This is a genomic window from Bacillus sp. EE-W1 (genome assembly GCF_009760835.1).
In the GTDB taxonomy this organism is placed as follows: Bacteria; Bacillota; Bacilli; order Bacillales; family Bacillaceae_G; genus Bacillus_A; species Bacillus_A wiedmannii.
This window is the reverse complement of the sequence record NZ_WIPE01000074.1, coordinates 485,879-499,683: the sequence shown is the minus strand read 5'-3', so window position 1 is coordinate 499,683 and position 13,805 is coordinate 485,879. Positions and strand designations below refer to the sequence as shown.

The following is a 13,805-nucleotide window of genomic DNA, read 5'->3' as shown; positions in this document are numbered from 1 at the left end:
TAAGGAATTGGTTTAGTGAGGTGTAATACATGATTAAGCAACTAGTTTTAAAAGATATGATGTTGCAAAGAAAGTTGGGATTTATTAGTTTTATATGTTTGTTTTTCCTTACAATTGTTGATTTTGGTAGCGAAAATCTTCTTTTAAAGCTTAGCATATCTATACCTATCCTTGGAACAATATGGTCGACGAGTTATGAGGCTAGAAGTAAGAGTGAAAAAATATTAAATAGTTTACCGTTTGATCGTAAAGACATTGTCGTAGCAAAATACATATTTGTAAGCATTTTAGTTTTTTTAGGTGTGGTTTTCTCACTTTTAGTTGGTCTAATTCAGTTGCAAAATGAACATATAAATGGATTTATGCTGTGGGGAGCGATTCTTGGCGGAATAACGGGAGGATTGGTTTATAGCACGATCGTACTTCCAATTGAATTTTCGGTAGAATATAGCAGTTCGAAACAGGCTGCTTATTTTATGGGAATTATAGTTGGTGGATTAAGTGGAGTGATTGTAAGTAACGTCTGGTTAGATGTAGAAAATGCTTGGAACACGAGTTTAGTCGTAAATATTTGTTTTATAGCAGGGCTGCTTCTTTTATATGTTATGTCCATGTTTTTCTCAATTCATTTTTATAATGAGCGTGATCTGTGAGGGGGGAATAGCATTGAAACAACTAATTTTAAAAGATTTCATCATTCAATGGAAATTTTTAATTTGGTACATACTGTATCCTGTTTTCTTTTATATGGCCTTAACAGATACGAAAAATCTGTTCATAATTATGTCAGTAATTTTTACAATTGGGGCAACAGTAAAAACATTTGAAGCAGATAGTAAAAATGAGAGTGAAGTTATAGTAAATAGCTTACCAATATGGAGAAAACAAATTGTGTATGCAAAATATATAGTAGCAATGATTATTCTTTTTATAAGCGCAACGGTCGGTTGTTTCACGATGGGAATGAAGAGTGGGGTTAACCTATTTGAATTTATTGAAACGACAATGGTTGCTAGTATTAGCTTTATTTTAATGTATTTAAGTTTTGTTTTACCAATATCGTTTTGGTTAGCGTATAAAAAAACTATTTTTATTGCGATTTTTATATTGATAGCACCTATGGCTGTTTCCTCTATTTTCTTTGGAATCAACCTAGAACAAATTCAACTATATAACAGCATGTTATTCGTTAGTTCAATATGCATGTTCATAATATCTATCTTCGTTTCAGTCAAATTGTATGAGAAAAGAGAATTTTAAAAGGTGCCTTATATAAGGCACCTTCTTCAATAACGACAATATGAAAGTAAAAGTTTATAAACAGAGAGGCTATTCGGTACAACATCTTTTGGAGTATGTAATATAAAGCTGAAAATGATAACGAGAATGAGAAAGAAGAAAAATAAAAATAGGATCTGCTTATGTATAGAATTTTGCATATTATCCACTCCTTTTTTAGGTAGTATGTCCAAAAGAAAGGAGTGTATGAAAAATGTTAGGGGGAGAATGATGAACAAAAGAAAATGGTTATATAGAATAGGGGTACTTTTATTTTCAATCGGTCTCATATTAGCAAATTTCTATTCAGATATACCATCACCAATTCCTAATTTACATAAAGGAATTGGTATAAGTATTGTCATAGTTGGTCTTCTTTGTCTTATCACATCAAACTTCTACAGAAAGTCTGAATGAATGTAAAAAAGGACAGTTACTCTTTTTCAGAAGTACTGTCCTTTTTAAATAATTTATTCCATAGTTTGGCGATACTCCATATAATGACGATTGCAATGGAGGCAATAACTGACCAAGCAATAGATGCAATTTCAAGTGCCATGCTAGGAAGGAAGGTAAGAATGGATACTATTTTATGAAACAACCATTCTATTATATGAAAACTGATTTGCAATAGAATGACACTCCCGAGTGTAATCCATGCTAACATTTGTTTTCCTTTTTCTTTCCACATGACATTCACCTCACGTTAGCTTAATAGTTTTAAGCCAACAGCGCCGCATAGAATGCAACTTAAGAAGGCAAGACGACGCCAATCCGCTGATTCGCGGAAAATAAGAATACCTAGAAGTGCACTTCCCGCAGTTCCGATTCCAGTCCAAATCGCGTAAGCAGTTCCCATCGGTAACGTGTTCATCGCAAGGGATAAGAAGAAGAAACTTACGCCGAAGTTAGCGATTAAAATAACTTTTGGTGCCCAGCCTTTCTTTTCAGTGGCTACTTTCATAAAGAGTACACCAATAATTTCACAAATACCAGCTAGAATTAAAAATACCCAAGCCATTTTATGCGGCCTCCTTCGCTTCTTTTTCTTCTGTTACTCGTTTTAGCCCAATTACTCCGAAGAAGATTAAACCGATTAATAAAACTTTTACAATAGAGAAAGGTTCTCCGAAGACGAAAATCTCTGTAAGAACGATCCCACCAGCTCCAATTCCTGTAAAGACTGCATATACAGTGCCGACAGGTAAATCTTTATAAGCTCTAAATAATAAGACGAAACTAATTGTAATTAATAACGCAACACCAGCCCATTCAAGTGGTGCCTCCGCTTTTTTAAGTCCAATAACCCAAAAGATTTCAATAATACCAGCTATGATTACATAAATCCATGCCATATGTCATTTCTCCTTCCTACCAGTCGTTAGGTAAAGGGCTTAAAAACGACGCATTGCAAAGGAGCAATCCGTCAGTTTGAAAGACCTCGCCAAAATACTTGCCAAGAGGCGTTTAAACGAGTCTCAAAGCGATTTAAACCTGCGAATAGTAGTTCCACCATAAGTCCGTCCAGTAAGCATAGAAAAGCTTCTAGAGCGTCTTTTACTTCAATGTTATGCAGTTCACTTTGCTCGTTTGCCTGTTTAAATATAGGGAATAAAAGTTTTCCGACGTTTTCAATGTGTGCATTCGCTTTTTTGATAATTTGTACGCGGAATGCATCAGGCGGAAAATAAGAAGTTCGTAACCAAAACATTGATTCTTCACTTTCACCAAATCGTTTTGCGTAGCCCTTTAGTAACTGTAAGAGCAATTCTTCAGTAGACGAATTTGAAAATTTTTCGATATCGTCTGTGAAGCTCTGTAAATCTTTTTGAAGAGCAGATTCTAAACATATAAAATATAGCTCTTCTTTTCCTTTAAAGTGTGCGTAAATCGATGGTTTTTTAATCCCAACTTCTTGAGCAATATTTGCCAATGAAGTTCCTTCGTAGCCGTAGCGTGCGAAATGAGAAAGTGCTACAGCTTTAATGCGGTTTGCTGTCATTTTCATCCCCTACCTACCGTTCGTTAGGTTCATTATATGAGATGGAAAATATAAAGTCAATAGGTGAAGAGCTGAAAAAGAGCGCTACAGGTAACGCTCTTTTTTTAGACAGTATCTCGCTCAATTAAATGGAATGAAAGCTCTTCTGCCTTCCCGGCAATTTGCTCGCTTTGGATTTGTTTATGGAATAAAGAAAAAGCATGTGAGCCCATTGCGAGACCGGGGTGTTCAATTGTGGAAATTTCTAACGCCTTTGAAATTTCATGATTATCAAATCCAAGGATAGCAAGTTCTTCAGGGACCCGAATGCCATGTTTTCGCGCCTCTGTTAATAAACCAGCTGCAACTTGATCGTTCGCTGTAAAAATAGCGGTTGGGCGATTTTTCATGTTTAAAATGCGATGAAGTATTTTTGCACCATCCTGCATCGTATAGCATTGATGAAAAATCCAATCTGGATGTACCGTTTTACCTTCGTTATGCAGCGTATCAGCAAATGCTTTTTCGCGCTCCATAGAATTTGCACTCGTTTTTCTTGCTAAACAGATTCCGATTTTTTCATGGCCTTTACTGAGTAAATAGGCAGTGCCGAGACGGAAGCCTTCATAGTGATCTACGTAGACGGATGAAATGAGGGGATGCTTTATCTTTTCACATGAAATAATAGGGGCAAATTTTGCGAAAGGTTCAATTTGTTCCCAAGAACTCGTTCGAGAGCAAATAATCATTCCGTCGAATTGTTTCATTTTCATCATTTCAAGAACACGAATCTCTTCGAGGCTATCGTAATTTGTTTGACATAAATTAATGTGATATCCAGCTGTTAACGCTTCGTTTCCGATTCCTTCAATAATTGTACTGAAGTATGGAAGATTAATGAAAGGGAGCATAACCCCGATTGTATATGTTTTTCCCTTTATTAAATGAATAGCATTTATATTTTTTGCATAGTTCAATTCTTCAACAGCATCTAGAACACGCTTACGTTTTTCTTCTTTTACGTAAGGGTGATTATTAAGGACGCGGGAAACAGTTGATATGGATACACCAGCGGTTTTTGCAATTTGTTTTATATTGGCCATATGTATCACCTCTCTCCCTTATTATAAGGGGAAAATAATAAGAATGAAAAAATCTTGACCTGAAAAGCTTTTCACAAACTATGGTATGAATAAGGCTTCTTTTTATTCGCGTAACCTTTTCACTTGGGCGTAAGAATGATAGGGGTCTTTTTGTTTGCAAAATAGTTTTGTCAAAATGTGTGAGAATAACGTGGAAAGTTTTCAAAGGTGGAGTTTGGTAGCGAAGCGAATATGAAGAGCATATAAACGCTTCGTTCGTTAAGAGGGCGGTATGAAAGGGCGGAAACAAATTGAAAAAAAGAATCATTTGTTTCGTGTTTTCTAGTTTCGTACTAAGTTCATGTTCGTTTCAGCAAACGATGCAAGAAGAAAAACACTTTGTGGGAACAACAGGAGGAACTATGGATTGTGTTACGGATCCAATTCCGCTGAAGGAGCTTCCAAAATATTTTCCAGTGAAATTTAAAGTGCCAGCGTTTTTACCGTATGACATTACGAGTGATGTGAAGGGGGAAGTCAGAACGATTGGAAAAAAGAAGGCTGTTGTCATGATTAAATATAAACAGCAGGAGCCAGGTAGACATGAATATATTGAGTTAAATGTTGCGAACTTTCCTTATAGTTTTCCAAATCTCGTGGAAGAGAAGCGAGTTCAAGAACAAATGAAATTGAATAATGGAGCACTCGCTTATTTTAAAAATAAGGATGATTCTGAGCGAGGGGACGAATTTGCCACGCTTATCTGGAAAGAGAAAGGACTTGAATATCAGCTGCTGTATCGTAATGCACAAGAGAACGATAAAGATGTGATTAAGCAAAATTTATTATACATTGCGAATAATATGGAATGAAAAAACTAGCTGAATGATTCAGCTAGTTTTTGTATGTTATTATTTCTTTTTAATTTTTCCAGTCCACGTTTTGAATCCACCTTGTAATTGGTAGAAATCTTTGTAGCCTTGTTTTTTTAAGTATTGAGCTGCACGACCAGTACGGAATCCGCTTTGGCAGTATAAGTAAACTGGTTGATCTTTGCGAAGTTCTTTATGACGAAGGCGAATTTGTGATAACGGAATGTTACGTGCGCCTAAAATATGTCCTGCAGTATATTCGTCTGCTTCGCGAATATCGATAAGCTGTGCTTTACGGTAGCCAGCGCGAAACTCTTCTTCTGAAAGTGTTTTAATTAATTTTCTCTGATAGAAATACATCCATACAGTGTAGCCGATGAACGCTACGATTACGGCTAATAAAATAATCCAAGTTGTTGACACGGTTCTATCGCTCCCTTTTTTCTTATCCTACTTTCAATATTATAATGCCCGTATGTATTTATGCAACAGATTCATTTGCATATAAGAAGAAATTTCGTATTCTTTCACAAATTTTGTCGAATTTGGTAGACTAGAGAATGTGAAAAATAATTGGTTATATGAGGTGCAGGATGGGAAAAGAAAAATGGTGTTATATTAACTCTGGTCAATGTTCACCGGCATTTAATATGGCGTTAGATGAATGTTTATTAAATTGGCAAAGTGAAAAGAAAATGCCACCAACCATTCGTTTTTATGAATGGGAAGTACCAACATTAACAGTTGGGTATTTCCAGCGTGTTGAAAAAGATATTAATATGGATGTAGTTAACGAAAAGAAATATGGATTCGTTCGTCGTCAAACAGGCGGCAGGGGTGTACTACATGATAAAGAATTAACGTACAGTGTTATTGTGTCTGAAGATCATCCAAATATGCCAAAAACAGTTACAGAAGCGTATCGTATTATTTCGCAAGGTTTATTAGACGGTTTTAAGGCATTAGGATTAGAAGCATATTATGCAGTTCCAAAAACAGAAGCAGACCGTGAAAATTTAAAAAATCCACGTTCAGGAGTATGCTTTGATGCACCATCTTGGTATGAAATTGTAGTAGAGGGAAGAAAAATCGCAGGTAGTGCTCAAACACGTCAAAAAGGTGTGATTTTACAGCACGGATCGATTCCGTTAGAAATAGATTTAGATGAATTATACGATCTGTTTTTATTCCCGAATGAACGTGTAAAAGAGCGTATGAAGAGTATGTTCTCTTCTAAAGCGGTAGCAATTAATGAATTAACAGACCGTACGTTTACAATTGAACAGTTAATTAAAGCGTTTGAGGTTGGGTTTGAAAAAGGATTAGATGTAGAGCTTGTTCCGTATGAATTAACAGAAGAACAGTTACATGAAGTGCAAACATTAGCAAAAGAGAAGTATGAGAGTAAGGAATGGAATTATAAAAAATAAGAGGTGGCAATTGCCACCTCTTATTATTTTATAGTAAATTAAGTACTTTTTCTACTTTGATTCCTTTATCTTGTAAAGAACGAAGGCGATTTACAACGTCCATAATTTCTTTGTCAAATGTAACGCTAATACCTTGGCTTTGTAGTTCTTTTTTTAAGCTTTCAATAGAATCATCTATGTCGATGCCAAGCTCGTAATCTTGACAAACTTCAATTGTCTTTTTCACAAGTTTCACATAATTTTCTTGTAGTTTTGTATTTGTTTCAGTCAAAGCAGGTTGCTTCGGTTTTGCAGGAGCGACCGGTGCTGTCTCTTGCTTTGTAACTGGAGTTGGTGCTGCTTTTTTCACAGGTGCTGGAGTAGATAATTCCACAGCTGCTTCTACACTTACTGGCTTCGGTGTCGGTACCGGAGTAGGTTTAGATGCTGCAGGTGTTTCTACTCGCGTAACAGGTTTTGGAGCAGGTGTAACTGCTTTTGGAGCTTCTACAACTACTTCTTTTTTCGGAGTAGCTTCTACAACAGTTTCTTCTTGCTCAGCAGCTTCTTTATTTTCTTTGCTCCACATAACGCGTTCAACTTCTAGAGAAACATTATTTTTGTTCATCGCTGTTAATGTAACTTTACCAACCTCAGCGTTCCCAGTGAAATCAACAATTTTATAAATAACACTCTTGTTCCAATCCACGTTTCCGCTCAAAAATAATTCTTCGTTACATTTCGGCGTTAAGCCCTCGATTTTAATTTCTGCGTTTACACCGTTTTCACTATATACCATAATTAGCGAAGCATTTACATCTTCGTCTGCTAACATTAGTTCACGTACCATTTTGCCGGTGCGTACTTGCGTTTTCTTCTTAACTGACATTTAATTTCTCCTCTCAAAAATTCAGTAATAATAAAAAAATCGTATAACGAAAAATAATTGCTCACGAAGATTTATGATACCGATAATAAAAGCATCACGTCAACAATTAACTTTAATTATTTTGCATTTTTCTTATTTTCTTTATGAAATTTTTCAATTTGTAAAATTAGACAGAAGAAAAACAGCCTTTTGAAAGGCTGTTAAAAATTTGATTTTTTATATAGTAATTTATATAAAACAAAAAATAAGATAGCGATTAAGGCGTTTTGCCAAAAGGTTAGATGATAAATGAGATAAGGTTGTTTTTTAAAATAAATATTTAAGAATATAGCGGAACAAAATGGGATAGCAAATGCGAATCCAAATAGAATTCTTCTTTTCCAATTCATTTTCTGATCAAAGGAGTACCGCTTTAATAAATATAAAATGAATAGTATACCTAGTATAATTATTGAAACCGACAAAGTAGTTCCAAGGATACTAAAAGGTGGACTTATTATTTCGGTGTTCTTTTCAAAAAAGAAAATGAAAAGAGAAGCAATGGTGTCCATTCCAAACTGTATAGCGAGAAGTAAGCTAATAACAAAGCCGATTAAAGAAGTTTTTTCTGACATTGTTTGAACCGGCAAAGCCGATATGAGTTCATCACAATAAGATTGTAAGTCATCACCAAAAATGTCATAAGCATTTTTATTTTCTGTTTGTGCTTCGATGAGATGGTCTAATATTTCTAGTAATAGTTCTTCTACTTGTTGTTCTGGCACGTTAGATAAACGAAGATAAACTAACATATCGCTATAAACAACTTCATTTTCAGGTGTTAGAAGTTCGCGTTTTTTGTTGTTCAATTTAATCATGTCTTGCGCATTCATCCTCATCACTCTCCCTGTAATAAATTGTTCACCGTTGTTGAAACCATTCCCCAGCTTTGTTTAAATTCTTCAAGCTGTTCTAATCCTTTATCGGTTACGTGATAATATTTACGTTTTGGACCGAGTGAGGAGGCTTTTAATGTTCCTTCAATCAATTTTTCTTTTTGCATACGTAACAATAACGGATATATGCTTCCTTCGCTTACGAATGTAAATCCGTGTTTATTTAATTTTGTACTCAGTTCATATCCGTACACTTCTTCTTGTGAAATGATGTATAGGATGCAACCTTCGAGCACACCTTTTAACATTTGGCTGTGCATGATTTCACCACCTTTTACTCAGGTAACTTGCGTTGCAAGGTAGCTGTTATCCAAATTATAACATTCAGTAACTTGCAACGCAAGTTACTGAAGTGGAAAACTTTAATGAGTGTTAATTTTTCATCGTTTCCCATACTAACGAGAGGAGGGAAGTATATGAAACCATTTATGCCAAAACTCGTTTACTTTGAACCGAAGGCACTCGAATATCCGCTTGGAAAAGAGCTGTATGAGAAGTTTACGAAGATGGGATTAGAAATTCGTGAAACGACATCCCATAATCAAATTAGAAATTTGCCAGGTGAAAATGACTTGCAAAAGTATCGTAATGCAAAGGCAACACTTGTCGTTGGGGTGAGGAAAACATTAAAGTTTGATACGTCAAAACCGTCAGCTGAATATGCAATCCCGCTCGCAACGGGGTGTATGGGACATTGTCATTATTGCTATTTGCAAACAACACTTGGGAGTAAGCCTTACGTTCGCGTGTATGTCAATCTTGATGAAATATTTGAGAAGGCAAAGCAGTATATGGATGAAAGAGCACCAGAAATAACAAGGTTTGAAGCGGCTTGTACATCAGATATTGTTGGAATTGATCATTTAACACATGCATTAAAGCGGGCGATTGAATTCATTGGAGAAAGTGAGCATGGGCGTTTACGTTTCGTTACGAAATATTCGCACGTTGATCATTTATTAGATGCAAAACATAATGGGAAAACTCGTTTTCGATTTAGTATTAATTCACGGTATGTAATCAAAAATTTTGAGCCGGGGACATCACCTTTTGAAGAACGAATTGAAGCAGCTCGTAAAGTAGCGGGCGCGGGTTATCCACTTGGGTTTATAGTTGCGCCACTTTATATGCATGAAGGATGGGAAGAAGGATACCGTGAACTATTTGAGCGACTGTACAATGCGCTAAAAGATTTGTCGATACCGAATTTAACATTTGAATTAATTCAACATCGCTTTACAAAACCAGCAAAAAAGGTCATTCAAGAGCGTTATCCGAATACGAAGCTTGAAATGGATGAAGAGAAGCGCAAATATAAATGGGGACGATATGGCATCGGGAAATACGTATATAAAAAAGATGATGCAGAAGTATTAGAAGAAACGATTAGAGGATATATTCATCACTTTTTTCCTAACGCAGAAATTCAATATTTTACATGAAAAGAACTTGTATTGGAATGCAAGTTCTTTTTTCTTTTAAATATTTAGGCTTGTTTTCAACTTGTCACGTTATTCTTTCTGGTGTATCATTTTATTGATTGCTTCGTACGGAATGAGCAAAATGAAATTGGATGGAGGAAACCGATGCCTACCCCTAGTATGGAAGATTATATTGAACAAATTTATTTGTTGATTGATGAAAAGGGTTATGCCCGCGTATCTGATATTGCTGAAGCGCTGAGTGTACATCCATCCTCTGTAACAAAAATGGTGCAAAAATTAGACAAAGATGAATATCTAATTTATGAAAAATATAGAGGGCTTGTATTAACATCAAAAGGTAAAAAAATCGGAGAGCGTCTCGTATACCGTCATGACTTGCTAGAGCAATTTATGCGTATTATCGGTTTGGATGAAAGTAAAATTTACAATGATGTAGAAGGAATTGAACATCATTTAAGTTGGGAAGCAATTGACCGCATCGGTGATCTAGTGCAATATTTTGAACAAGATGAGATTCGAGTGGAAACACTTCGTGGCGTTCAAAAAGCAAATGAAGAGAAAAGTAATTAAGGGGGAACGTATGTCGTTTCCTTTTTTATTTCAACCGAAAAGGATGGGGAAATTATGAAAGCAATTATTTTTGATTTTGATGGATTAATTGTGGACACAGAAACAATATGGTTTCACTCTTTCAGAGACGCCGTTCGTGAGTACGGTGGGGAGTTACCTTTAGAGGAATTTGCAAAATGTATTGGAACGACAGATGATGTACTATATGCATATTTAAATGAGCAATTAAAAGAGAAGTTTAACAAGGATGCATTAAAAGAAAAAGTGAAAACTTTACATAAAGAGAAAATGAAAATACCAGAAGCTCGTGACGGGGTAAAAGAATATTTAGAGGAAGCGAAAGAAATGGGATTGAAAATCGCATTAGCTTCCAGTTCATCTAGAGAATGGGTTACTTCTTTTTTGGAAGAGCTACAAATTCGAGATTATTTTGAAGTCATTAAAACAAGGGAAGATGTTGAGAAGGTAAAACCGGATCCAGCACTTTATCGAATTGCGATAGAAGATTTAGGGATTGATCCGTCTGAAGCTGTTGTATTTGAAGACTCGTTAAACGGATTAAAAGCAGCGATTGCAGCAGGATTAAAGTGCGTTGTTGTACCTAATGATGTGACACGGAATTTACCATTTGAAAATCATCATCTTCGAATTGAAAGTATGAAAGATAAAAGTTTGAAAGAAGTACTACAAAATATAAAAAAAGACCGTATTTCCTAAAAGGAAGCACGGTCTTTCTTTTTGTTTTTTTTACCTTCAATGACAGTTAAATGAGATTGTTTTCTTTTTCGCTTCAAAGTGGAAGGAGCGCCTTTCTTACCTTTGTCATTAGAAGCGTTTGATTTCAAGAAAGAATTGCTTAGGGGTGCTACATTTTGTTTCCCATGTTTGCGGTTCGATTGTTTCGCTGCACGCTTATAAGAGCTTTGCGAATTTGCAGAACCACTAGAATTTGTAAACATCTTGTATAGCAAATAAAAGATACCGACAACAAGTAACATGTACCCAATATTTCTTAATACACCCATTGGATTTGTAATGACAGATGAGACAAGGCCGAATATTGCTAATCCGATAATAAGCATAACTATAGCGAATGTAAACGAACGACCGTTCATAAGGGACACCTCCTAAAAACATATATTAAAATTAGTATATTAACGATGAGGAAAGGAGTTGAACACCAATTTTAAATAATTATTGTTTGTTTTCTAAACGTAATAATTCTTCAAACGATGCAATGGCTACTTCCACTTGATCATCTGTTGGTTCTTTCGTTGTTAATAGTTGCAGCCATAATCCGGGATATCCAAGTATGCGTAATACTGGAATATCGCGTAATCGATTTGTAAATTGTAACACTTCAAAAGAAATGCCGAGAACGACTGGAATTAATAAAATTCGGTTTACGACTCTGGCCCAAAGTGGATCTGTAGGGACAAGGAAATAAACAAACATTCCAATAATGACTGTAAATATAATAAAGCTACTGCCACAGCGATAATGAAGGCGAGTTTGTTTTTGAACATTTTCTACAGTCATTGGAAGATTATTCTCATAGGCATTAATTACTTTATGCTCCGCACCATGGTACTGAAATACCCGCTTAATAAGTGGGGTTAAAGAAATAAAGTATATATAGCTCAATAATAGCATGAGCTTAATGACACTTTCGACAATGATTTGCCCTGTATGAGAAGGGAAAATCGGTCTCGTTAATTCAGCTAGTAGTGCAGGAACTGCTGTGAAAATGACTTTACCGAATATGAAAGATAAAACGCCAACTGCTGCAACTCCTAATACCATCGTTAATTTCGATTGTTCTTCTTTGTTATTTGCAATTTGTTCGTCTTCTTCTGGGTGGACATCAAATCGTTCTGAAGCAAAGTTTAAATGTTTTGCTCCATTCGCACTTGCATCCAAAATAGCGGCAATCCCTCGTAAAAATGGAATTTTTTTCAGGATAGATAATGCTTTATTACGAACGCGTGGTAATCGATAAAATTCAATCGATTTGTCTTTACGACGAACCGCTGTAACAGTATATTCTCTACCGCCAAACATAACTCCTTCTATGACTGCTTGCCCGCCATATATTTGTTTTGACTCTTCTGCCATGTTAACACCAACCTGTATTTGTTTCTCTCTTATGTAGAAAAAGAGGCAATTGTCATACTGGGTTCTGTCATTTTGAAATAAGACAATCACCGAGTTTCCTTTATTTTATCGACAAATACAAGTATATGACAAGGAAAAATGTTACGAGAGTCGGACATTTCTTATTCTTTTTATAGACAAATTTCGCAGTATTTAAACATGGTTCAAAATAGTTTCGGGCATACTATTGAGCGGAGGTGTCGATGTGAGTCAAGAACAATTAGGAACAAGGAATTTTGTACAAATTGGTTTATTTGGTGGAATCTTTTGGGGGGGGATATGGTATTTCCTTCATATATTTTCATTTACGGAAGCAGGACCGAACTATTTACTTTTACCATTTGCCTTTGGAAGCTGGAAAGAAGGGGTATGGGGCAATGTGTCAGGAATTGTTTGTATGGGACTACTTTCGATTTTAATTGCCTTTTTGTATAAAGCGTTTTTGGCAAAGTTTGAAGGAATTATTCCAGGGATGATTTATGGGCTATTTTGGTGGGCGTTACTATTTTTCGGAATGGGATTAATAGCGCCTGCCATTAAAAGTGCACTCCATTTACCGAAAGAAACAATTGTGACGACGATATGTATTTTTATATTGTATGGTGTGTTTATAGCATACTCTGTTTCCTACGCAGTAAATACCAATAAAGCTGAGCGAGAAGGGGAAGAGAAGACAAACTATTCAAATAAGTGACTCCTATGTTAAAATGTTGTATAGATATTTAATATTAAGGAGTTTTAAACATATGAAAAAGGTACTCCTCGTAAACGGTCCTAACCTAAATCGCCTCGGTGTCAGGGAGGTAAATGTATATGGAAAGGGCACGCTAGCGACACTTGAAGCAGATATGAAGCAAGAAGCAGAAACAATGGGAGTGGAGTTAGAATGTTTCCAATCGAATCATGAAGGTGCGATTATCGATCGTATTCATGAGGCGGAAGATATATATGAAGGGATCATTTTAAATCCTGGAGCATTTACGCATTATAGCTATGCGATTCGAGATGCAATTGCGAGCATTTCGATTCCTGTTATTGAAGTACATATTTCTAACATTCACCAGCGTGAGTCGTTCCGTCACGAATCTGTGACGGCAGCTGTTTGTGCGGGACAAATTGTTGGATTTGGTTTTTATGGCTATAAGTTAGCGTTATTTGCATTAATGGAGAAATTGAGGGAGGCATAAAGT

The 13,805-nt window shown here is 35.8% G+C and carries 21 protein-coding genes; 10 read left to right on the top strand and 11 right to left on the bottom strand.

All coding sequences use genetic code 11. The features are described 5' to 3' along the window. Positions 1-29: 29 nt before the first annotated feature. The 3 genes from GFJ36_RS21900 to GFJ36_RS21890 all read left to right on the top strand — a co-directional run bounded on the left by GFJ36_RS21900 (position 30) and on the right by GFJ36_RS21890 (position 1,695). Positions 30-653, top strand: a complete 624-nt coding sequence (locus tag GFJ36_RS21900) for an ABC-2 transporter permease (protein WP_088064398.1) — start codon at positions 30-32, stop codon at positions 651-653. Beyond that, positions 637-1,260 carry an ABC-2 transporter permease gene (locus GFJ36_RS21895; RefSeq protein WP_033662759.1) on the top strand — a complete coding sequence of 208 codons (624 nt, stop codon included), beginning with the start codon at positions 637-639 and terminating at the stop codon, positions 1,258-1,260. Before GFJ36_RS21900 ends, GFJ36_RS21895 begins: the two co-directional genes overlap by 17 nt. Positions 1,261-1,509: 249 nt before the next feature. Then, positions 1,510-1,695: a hypothetical protein gene (locus GFJ36_RS21890; protein WP_141542702.1), complete on the top strand. Its 186-nt coding sequence runs from the start codon at positions 1,510-1,512 to the stop codon at positions 1,693-1,695. A gap of 16 nt (positions 1,696-1,711) precedes the next feature. Here GFJ36_RS21890 and GFJ36_RS21885 read toward each other — a convergent pair whose 3' ends face one another. The 5 genes from GFJ36_RS21885 to GFJ36_RS21865 all read right to left on the bottom strand — a co-directional run bounded on the left by GFJ36_RS21885 (position 1,712) and on the right by GFJ36_RS21865 (position 4,362). Beyond that, on the bottom strand, positions 1,712-1,969 hold the full coding sequence (locus GFJ36_RS21885; protein ID WP_087985176.1) for a DUF3975 family protein: 258 nt from the start codon (positions 1,967-1,969) through the stop codon (positions 1,712-1,714). A gap of 15 nt (positions 1,970-1,984) precedes the next feature. Then, positions 1,985-2,299, bottom strand: a complete 315-nt coding sequence (locus GFJ36_RS21880) for a DMT family transporter (RefSeq protein WP_000312623.1) — start codon at positions 2,297-2,299, stop codon at positions 1,985-1,987. Between the two features lies 1 nt (position 2,300). Continuing rightward, positions 2,301-2,633, bottom strand: coding sequence for a DMT family transporter (locus GFJ36_RS21875; RefSeq protein WP_000312344.1), 333 nt, complete (start codon positions 2,631-2,633; stop codon positions 2,301-2,303). Between the two features lie 71 nt (positions 2,634-2,704). After that, the gene (locus GFJ36_RS21870) at positions 2,705-3,286 is read right to left on the bottom strand and encodes a TetR/AcrR family transcriptional regulator (protein ID WP_141474868.1); all 582 of its coding nucleotides are present in this window, start codon (positions 3,284-3,286) and stop codon (positions 2,705-2,707) included. A gap of 98 nt (positions 3,287-3,384) precedes the next feature. Then, positions 3,385-4,362, bottom strand: coding sequence for a LacI family DNA-binding transcriptional regulator (locus GFJ36_RS21865; RefSeq protein WP_001273975.1), 978 nt, complete (start codon positions 4,360-4,362; stop codon positions 3,385-3,387). 314 nt (positions 4,363-4,676) lie between these two features. Here GFJ36_RS21865 and GFJ36_RS21860 point away from each other — a divergent pair, with 314 nt between their 5' ends. After that, a complete protein-coding gene (locus GFJ36_RS21860) occupies positions 4,677-5,213 on the top strand; it encodes a DNA polymerase III subunit delta (RefSeq protein ID WP_141542706.1) in 537 nt (178 codons plus the stop codon). A gap of 39 nt (positions 5,214-5,252) precedes the next feature. Here GFJ36_RS21860 and GFJ36_RS21855 read toward each other — a convergent pair whose 3' ends face one another. Further along, positions 5,253-5,636 carry a rhodanese-like domain-containing protein gene (locus GFJ36_RS21855; RefSeq protein ID WP_000108656.1) on the bottom strand — a complete coding sequence of 128 codons (384 nt, stop codon included), beginning with the start codon at positions 5,634-5,636 and terminating at the stop codon, positions 5,253-5,255. Positions 5,637-5,806: 170 nt separating this feature from the next. On the opposite strand from GFJ36_RS21855, the gene GFJ36_RS21850 reads away from it, so the two are divergent. After that, the gene (locus GFJ36_RS21850) at positions 5,807-6,643 is read left to right on the top strand and encodes a lipoate--protein ligase family protein (protein ID WP_000514071.1); all 837 of its coding nucleotides are present in this window, start codon (positions 5,807-5,809) and stop codon (positions 6,641-6,643) included. Positions 6,644-6,671: 28 nt separating this feature from the next. Here GFJ36_RS21850 and GFJ36_RS21845 read toward each other — a convergent pair whose 3' ends face one another. The 3 genes from GFJ36_RS21845 to GFJ36_RS21835 form a co-directional block, all read right to left on the bottom strand. Continuing rightward, positions 6,672-7,511: a hypothetical protein gene (locus GFJ36_RS21845; protein WP_000111931.1), complete on the bottom strand. Its 840-nt coding sequence runs from the start codon at positions 7,509-7,511 to the stop codon at positions 6,672-6,674. A gap of 200 nt (positions 7,512-7,711) precedes the next feature. Then, on the bottom strand, positions 7,712-8,383 hold the full coding sequence (locus tag GFJ36_RS21840; protein ID WP_141542701.1) for a DUF1129 family protein: 672 nt from the start codon (positions 8,381-8,383) through the stop codon (positions 7,712-7,714). A gap of 5 nt (positions 8,384-8,388) precedes the next feature. Beyond that, entirely contained in the window at positions 8,389-8,706 is a 318-nt protein-coding gene (locus GFJ36_RS21835) for a PadR family transcriptional regulator (protein WP_000556083.1), read from the bottom strand. 156 nt (positions 8,707-8,862) lie between these two features. Between GFJ36_RS21835 and splB the strand changes: the two genes are divergently transcribed. The 3 genes from splB (at position 8,863) to GFJ36_RS21820 (ending at position 11,178) form a co-directional block, all read left to right on the top strand. After that, positions 8,863-9,888, top strand: a complete 1,026-nt coding sequence (splB, locus tag GFJ36_RS21830; protein WP_000802100.1) for a spore photoproduct lyase — start codon at positions 8,863-8,865, stop codon at positions 9,886-9,888. A 144-nt stretch (positions 9,889-10,032) separates the two neighbouring features. Beyond that, complete coding sequence (gene mntR / locus GFJ36_RS21825; RefSeq protein WP_001143070.1) at positions 10,033-10,461, top strand: transcriptional regulator MntR; 429 nt, start codon at positions 10,033-10,035, stop codon at positions 10,459-10,461. Between the two features lie 54 nt (positions 10,462-10,515). Continuing rightward, positions 10,516-11,178, top strand: a complete 663-nt coding sequence (locus GFJ36_RS21820; protein WP_048546402.1) for an HAD family hydrolase — start codon at positions 10,516-10,518, stop codon at positions 11,176-11,178. Here GFJ36_RS21820 and GFJ36_RS21815 read toward each other — a convergent pair. Further along, a complete protein-coding gene (locus GFJ36_RS21815) occupies positions 11,175-11,576 on the bottom strand; it encodes an SA1362 family protein (protein ID WP_001014467.1) in 402 nt (133 codons plus the stop codon). The genes GFJ36_RS21820 and GFJ36_RS21815 overlap by 4 nt on opposite strands. Before the next feature lie 79 nt (positions 11,577-11,655). After that, positions 11,656-12,576 (bottom strand): DUF1385 domain-containing protein, encoded by a 921-nt coding sequence (locus GFJ36_RS21810; RefSeq protein ID WP_097889621.1) that lies wholly within the window; start codon positions 12,574-12,576, stop codon positions 11,656-11,658. Positions 12,577-12,820: 244 nt separating this feature from the next. Here GFJ36_RS21810 and GFJ36_RS21805 point away from each other — a divergent pair, with 244 nt between their 5' ends. Then, entirely contained in the window at positions 12,821-13,309 is a 489-nt protein-coding gene (locus GFJ36_RS21805) for a YqhR family membrane protein (protein WP_000076890.1), read from the top strand. 52 nt (positions 13,310-13,361) lie between these two features. Next, complete coding sequence (gene aroQ / locus GFJ36_RS21800) at positions 13,362-13,802, top strand: type II 3-dehydroquinate dehydratase (protein ID WP_000757087.1); 441 nt, start codon at positions 13,362-13,364, stop codon at positions 13,800-13,802. The last annotated feature ends 3 nt before the right edge of the window (positions 13,803-13,805 follow it).

Excerpts from the sequence above, each read along its gene's own strand:
- GFJ36_RS21850 (WP_000514071.1), top strand. The coding sequence starts at position 5,807 with ATGGGAAAAGAAAAATGGTGTTATATTAACTCTGGTCAATGTTCACCG.
- GFJ36_RS21870 (WP_141474868.1), bottom strand. The coding sequence starts at position 3,286 with ATGAAAATGACAGCAAACCGCATTAAAGCTGTAGCACTTTCTCATTTC.
- splB (WP_000802100.1), top strand. The coding sequence starts at position 8,863 with ATGAAACCATTTATGCCAAAACTCGTTTACTTTGAACCGAAGGCACTC.
- GFJ36_RS21895 (WP_033662759.1), top strand. The coding sequence starts at position 637 with ATGAGCGTGATCTGTGAGGGGGGAATAGCATTGAAACAACTAATTTTA.
- GFJ36_RS21875 (WP_000312344.1), bottom strand. The coding sequence starts at position 2,633 with ATGGCATGGATTTATGTAATCATAGCTGGTATTATTGAAATCTTTTGG.
- GFJ36_RS21885 (WP_087985176.1), bottom strand. The coding sequence starts at position 1,969 with ATGTGGAAAGAAAAAGGAAAACAAATGTTAGCATGGATTACACTCGGG.
- mntR (WP_001143070.1), top strand. The coding sequence starts at position 10,033 with ATGCCTACCCCTAGTATGGAAGATTATATTGAACAAATTTATTTGTTG.
- GFJ36_RS21845 (WP_000111931.1), bottom strand. The coding sequence starts at position 7,511 with ATGTCAGTTAAGAAGAAAACGCAAGTACGCACCGGCAAAATGGTACGT.
- aroQ (WP_000757087.1), top strand. The coding sequence starts at position 13,362 with ATGAAAAAGGTACTCCTCGTAAACGGTCCTAACCTAAATCGCCTCGGT.
- GFJ36_RS21865 (WP_001273975.1), bottom strand. The coding sequence starts at position 4,362 with ATGGCCAATATAAAACAAATTGCAAAAACCGCTGGTGTATCCATATCA.
- GFJ36_RS21820 (WP_048546402.1), top strand. The coding sequence starts at position 10,516 with ATGAAAGCAATTATTTTTGATTTTGATGGATTAATTGTGGACACAGAA.
- GFJ36_RS21890 (WP_141542702.1), top strand. The coding sequence starts at position 1,510 with ATGAACAAAAGAAAATGGTTATATAGAATAGGGGTACTTTTATTTTCA.
- GFJ36_RS21880 (WP_000312623.1), bottom strand. The coding sequence starts at position 2,299 with ATGGCTTGGGTATTTTTAATTCTAGCTGGTATTTGTGAAATTATTGGT.
- GFJ36_RS21900 (WP_088064398.1), top strand. The coding sequence starts at position 30 with ATGATTAAGCAACTAGTTTTAAAAGATATGATGTTGCAAAGAAAGTTG.
- GFJ36_RS21815 (WP_001014467.1), bottom strand. The coding sequence starts at position 11,576 with ATGAACGGTCGTTCGTTTACATTCGCTATAGTTATGCTTATTATCGGA.
- GFJ36_RS21835 (WP_000556083.1), bottom strand. The coding sequence starts at position 8,706 with ATGCACAGCCAAATGTTAAAAGGTGTGCTCGAAGGTTGCATCCTATAC.
- GFJ36_RS21810 (WP_097889621.1), bottom strand. The coding sequence starts at position 12,576 with ATGGCAGAAGAGTCAAAACAAATATATGGCGGGCAAGCAGTCATAGAA.
- GFJ36_RS21840 (WP_141542701.1), bottom strand. The coding sequence starts at position 8,383 with ATGAATGCGCAAGACATGATTAAATTGAACAACAAAAAACGCGAACTT.